The sequence below is a fragment of the Chamaesiphon sp. OTE_20_metabat_361 genome, assembly GCF_031364565.1.
This window is the reverse complement of sequence record NZ_JANLWO010000882.1, coordinates 1-3,398: the sequence shown is the minus strand read 5'-3', so window position 1 is coordinate 3,398 and position 3,398 is coordinate 1. Positions and strand designations below refer to the sequence as shown.

4 protein-coding genes are annotated in these 3,398 nt (G+C 44.8%); 2 read left to right on the top strand and 2 right to left on the bottom strand.

Features of this window, described 5'->3' with window-relative positions; translation table 11 throughout:
- Positions 1 to 33: 33 nt before the first annotated feature.
- Together RMO35_RS24765 and RMO35_RS24760 are read right to left on the bottom strand one after the other, a co-directional pair.
- Positions 34 to 510 (bottom strand): universal stress protein, encoded by a 477-nt coding sequence (locus RMO35_RS24765; protein WP_309745360.1) that lies wholly within the window; start codon positions 508 to 510, stop codon positions 34 to 36.
- Between the two features lie 57 nt (positions 511 to 567).
- Positions 568 to 1,062, bottom strand: coding sequence for a universal stress protein (locus RMO35_RS24760; protein WP_309745358.1), 495 nt, complete (start codon positions 1,060 to 1,062; stop codon positions 568 to 570).
- Positions 1,063 to 1,313: 251 nt separating this feature from the next.
- Here RMO35_RS24760 and RMO35_RS24755 point away from each other — a divergent pair, with 251 nt between their 5' ends.
- The gene (locus RMO35_RS24755) at positions 1,314 to 1,937 is read left to right on the top strand and encodes an exopolysaccharide biosynthesis protein (RefSeq protein WP_309745356.1); all 624 of its coding nucleotides are present in this window, start codon (positions 1,314 to 1,316) and stop codon (positions 1,935 to 1,937) included.
- Positions 1,938 to 2,228: 291 nt separating this feature from the next.
- On the top strand, positions 2,229 to 3,398 hold a 1,170-nt coding region (locus tag RMO35_RS24750), incomplete at its 3' end, for a fatty acid desaturase (RefSeq protein WP_309745353.1).

The window sequence follows — 3,398 nt, the reverse complement described above, 5'->3', positions numbered from 1 at the left end:
CCACTATCCACTATCCACTATCCACTATCCACTTCATACTGCTGGTAACTGAATCACAAGCGTCGAACAAGGTGCGTGATGTAAAACATAATTGCTAGTGCTACCCAACCAGATTTCACTCAACATCGATTTCTGATTTCGTCCCATCACAATTGCACCCGCCGACCAACTTTTGGCGACTTCACAAATCATCCGACCTGCATCACCCAAGTTTTGAGAAATCTCCGCGTCGATGCCAAGCTCTTTTGCTTGCTTGGCATAACCCTGGAGATGTTCGAGTCCTTGGCGTTCGGACTCTTTCCATTCCTTAGTATATTGTTCGATCGCTACATCATTGACGATCGGAAACATCCCACCAACTAATGGACTAAAACTAGTCGATGTCAACGGACTCATGACATGTAAAAGTAACACTTTAGCACCGAGTTTTTCTGCCAAAGTCAATCCCGACCCTAAGACTATTTGGGATTCAGCAGAGTTACCAATTGCGATTAAGATTTTGTCAAACATTTTGGTTTTTCCTCATTAATAATATCAAGGTCAATGTCTCATTAATATCGCGTACAGCTAGCTTGCGAGTGTTGGTAACTGAATCACCATGACCGAGCAAGCTGCATGATGTAAAACATAGTTGCTAGTGCTACCAAGAAAAACTTCACTCAACATCGATTTCTGATTTCGCCCCATCACAATTGCATCCGCCGACCAATTTTTGGCGGCTTCACAAATTAGCGGCCCAGAGTCACCGTAGTTCTGCAAAATCTCGGCTCTAATATTACCCTCTTTTGCCCGCTTTGTATAAACCTGAAGCCGTTCGATCCCCAAGCGTTCGTATTCTTTCCATGCCTTGGTGTATCGATCGATCTCCACCTCGTTTATCATCGGTAGAATCCCACCCACTAATGGACTAGGCATATTACTCAAACCGTGCGGCACTATTGGATTGAGGACGTGTAAAAGTAGCAGCTCGGCATCAAGCTTCTGAGCTAGTGCAAACCCTGCGGTAAAGATTTGCTCCGAATCAGGGAGATCGCCAATTGCAACTAAGATTTTTTGCAACATTTAGACCGTACCTCATCAACAACTAATCTAATTTTACACCAGTATTATCGATCGCCATATAAATTTTAATATAATTAAAAAATTTAATCCGATTGTTAAATATTGACAACTTTCTCAGCTTGTAGATCTATAATAGAATTATACTTATACTGACCGATTGCATTCAGCTTCTCGATTTTTAAATGGTGAAGGCTTACCAGTAAGATCTATTGGTAGTAATATCAGCTTGACTAGACGATTAAATATGTCGAATGAAACTATCTCAAATACTAGCTCAATTATTAGTTGAATATACCGATCGACCATTGCCATTATCGGTAGTCCTAAAACAAGTAGGAAATAGTGGATTTGGGACGATCGCGGGGATCTTAACCATGCCCATGCTCATTCCGCTCCCTATCCCCTTACCCGGATTTTCGGCATTAGTTGGAATTGGGATTATCCTGGTCGGCTGTCAATTGGCATTAGGCTACGAAAAACCCTACTTACCTCAGCGAATCGCGCAGATCGAACTATCGCCTGCGGCTTCTCAAAAATTACTCAAAAATATTAATCGGTTGCTTAAACCATTAGAAAAGATGTCCAGACATCGATTTTCGCGGTTTAGTAATAGTGGGTGGGGATATCGAATTACGGGAGCTTGTTTGGCTTGGGACGCGCTATTGATGTCGCTACCGTTACCAATTCCACTTACCAACCTCGTCCCAGCTTATACGATTTTAGTTCTGGCGATCGGGCTGCTAGAATTTGATGGATTATTTATTCTCATCGGCTATGGGATGACTGTGGCGACAACGATCTTCTTTGCCAGTATTGCGGGGACAATTTGGCAATTAGCACATCAGTGGTGGCAAGTTTTAATTCTCAAAATTTAATACTCACAACTTCCTCATATTCATTTGGTTCAATGACTGTGGATGAAGTCAAAGTTAATATAAATTTTTTGACAGCTACATAACCTCTGGTAAATCTTCACAGCTTTATTTAGAGCAATTGACTTGAATAAAAACAATAAGAATTCATATGTGCCCTACCCCAATCTTCTGTCGAAATTGCCGCTTTTTTCAACCCGACGGTCGCGATCGGGGTCGATGCGACAAAATGAATGTTGGTGTCAAAGGTGAATGGAAAGCTTGCCAACTCGCGCTGTTAGCATTTTCTACGTGATGTCAATTCTGAAATTCGATCGCCCTACCTTGCAATTAATTATGAGTACGATAGGTGAGGGATTGACAATAGTCGAACAGCGAAATGATATTAACTCTGTAGCAGTGCGTTTAGATAGAAGGTACGGTATGAGTAGTATTTCGGCTTCAGACACGCTTACAACAGAACTGCATACCGCAAGTGCCGATTTACGTCAGGTCGATCCTCTGGTTGGCCTATTCCGGTTTGTGACGATTGGCGCGATCGTAATTGGTTTAATGGCACTAGCCTGGTCAGTCAACAATCTGTTCGCTTTCATGGCAATTACGGCAATCGCAGGCATCTTTTATGCGTTCTGGATTATCTGTAGTCACGATACGGTTCACTACACCCTCACGGGCTGGCCGTGGTTTGAGACAATTTTGCCCCGTCTGACCACCTGGCCGATGCTCTGGCCCTATGGCACGTATACGCTACTACATCGCTTGCATCACGGCTGGAATGGAATCGACCTGCGCGACCCAGAGCGCGTGCAGTGGACGCAAGCTGAGTACCAACGGGCAAATCCCATCCTGCGCTGGTATGTCTGCCATCAGGGGCTATTAGATATGTTTGTCCTCGGTGGCATCGGGTTGATTTTCAAAACGTCGATCCATGGCTGGAAATTGAGAACTGTACTGCCGCAATTGCAAAGACAGTTCTGGCTCGATCTGATGGGCATACTCACGATCCAATGTGGATTACTGGTATTTTTTAGTCAACGCGGTGAAATCGGTCGCTATCTGCTGTTCTGGCTGATTTTGGAGCGAACGATTGGCGCGATTGCCCAGATGCGCGATCGATTGGAACACTATGGCATGTGGGGACAAACTGGCGGCTATCAATTGACGCAACTCTACGCCTGTCGCAACCTAGACACCTATCCTGGAGTCGGCTGGCTGATGGGCGGACTGAATTATCATGCCGTTCATCATGCGTTCCCAGACATCCCCTTCAATCGCTTGCCCGTGGCATTCGAGCGCATTCAGGAAGTTTTACAACGGAATGGCTTGCCACTGATGCTTCAGGGCAAAGGTTATCTGCACGAAACGATCGAGCTAAGTCGGCATCCTTCGACAATTGGCGCGGTTGACCCTCAAGATATTCGGAATCGACACTACTTGCTGCCACTCTCTCGAACCGAATCAGCG

Coding starts and splice junctions, on each gene's coding strand:
- RMO35_RS24755 (WP_309745356.1), top strand. CDS start 1,314: ATGAAACTATCTCAAATACTAGCTCAATTATTAGTTGAATATACCGAT.
- RMO35_RS24760 (WP_309745358.1), bottom strand. CDS start 1,062: ATGTTGCAAAAAATCTTAGTTGCAATTGGCGATCTCCCTGATTCGGAG.
- RMO35_RS24765 (WP_309745360.1), bottom strand. CDS start 510: ATGTTTGACAAAATCTTAATCGCAATTGGTAACTCTGCTGAATCCCAA.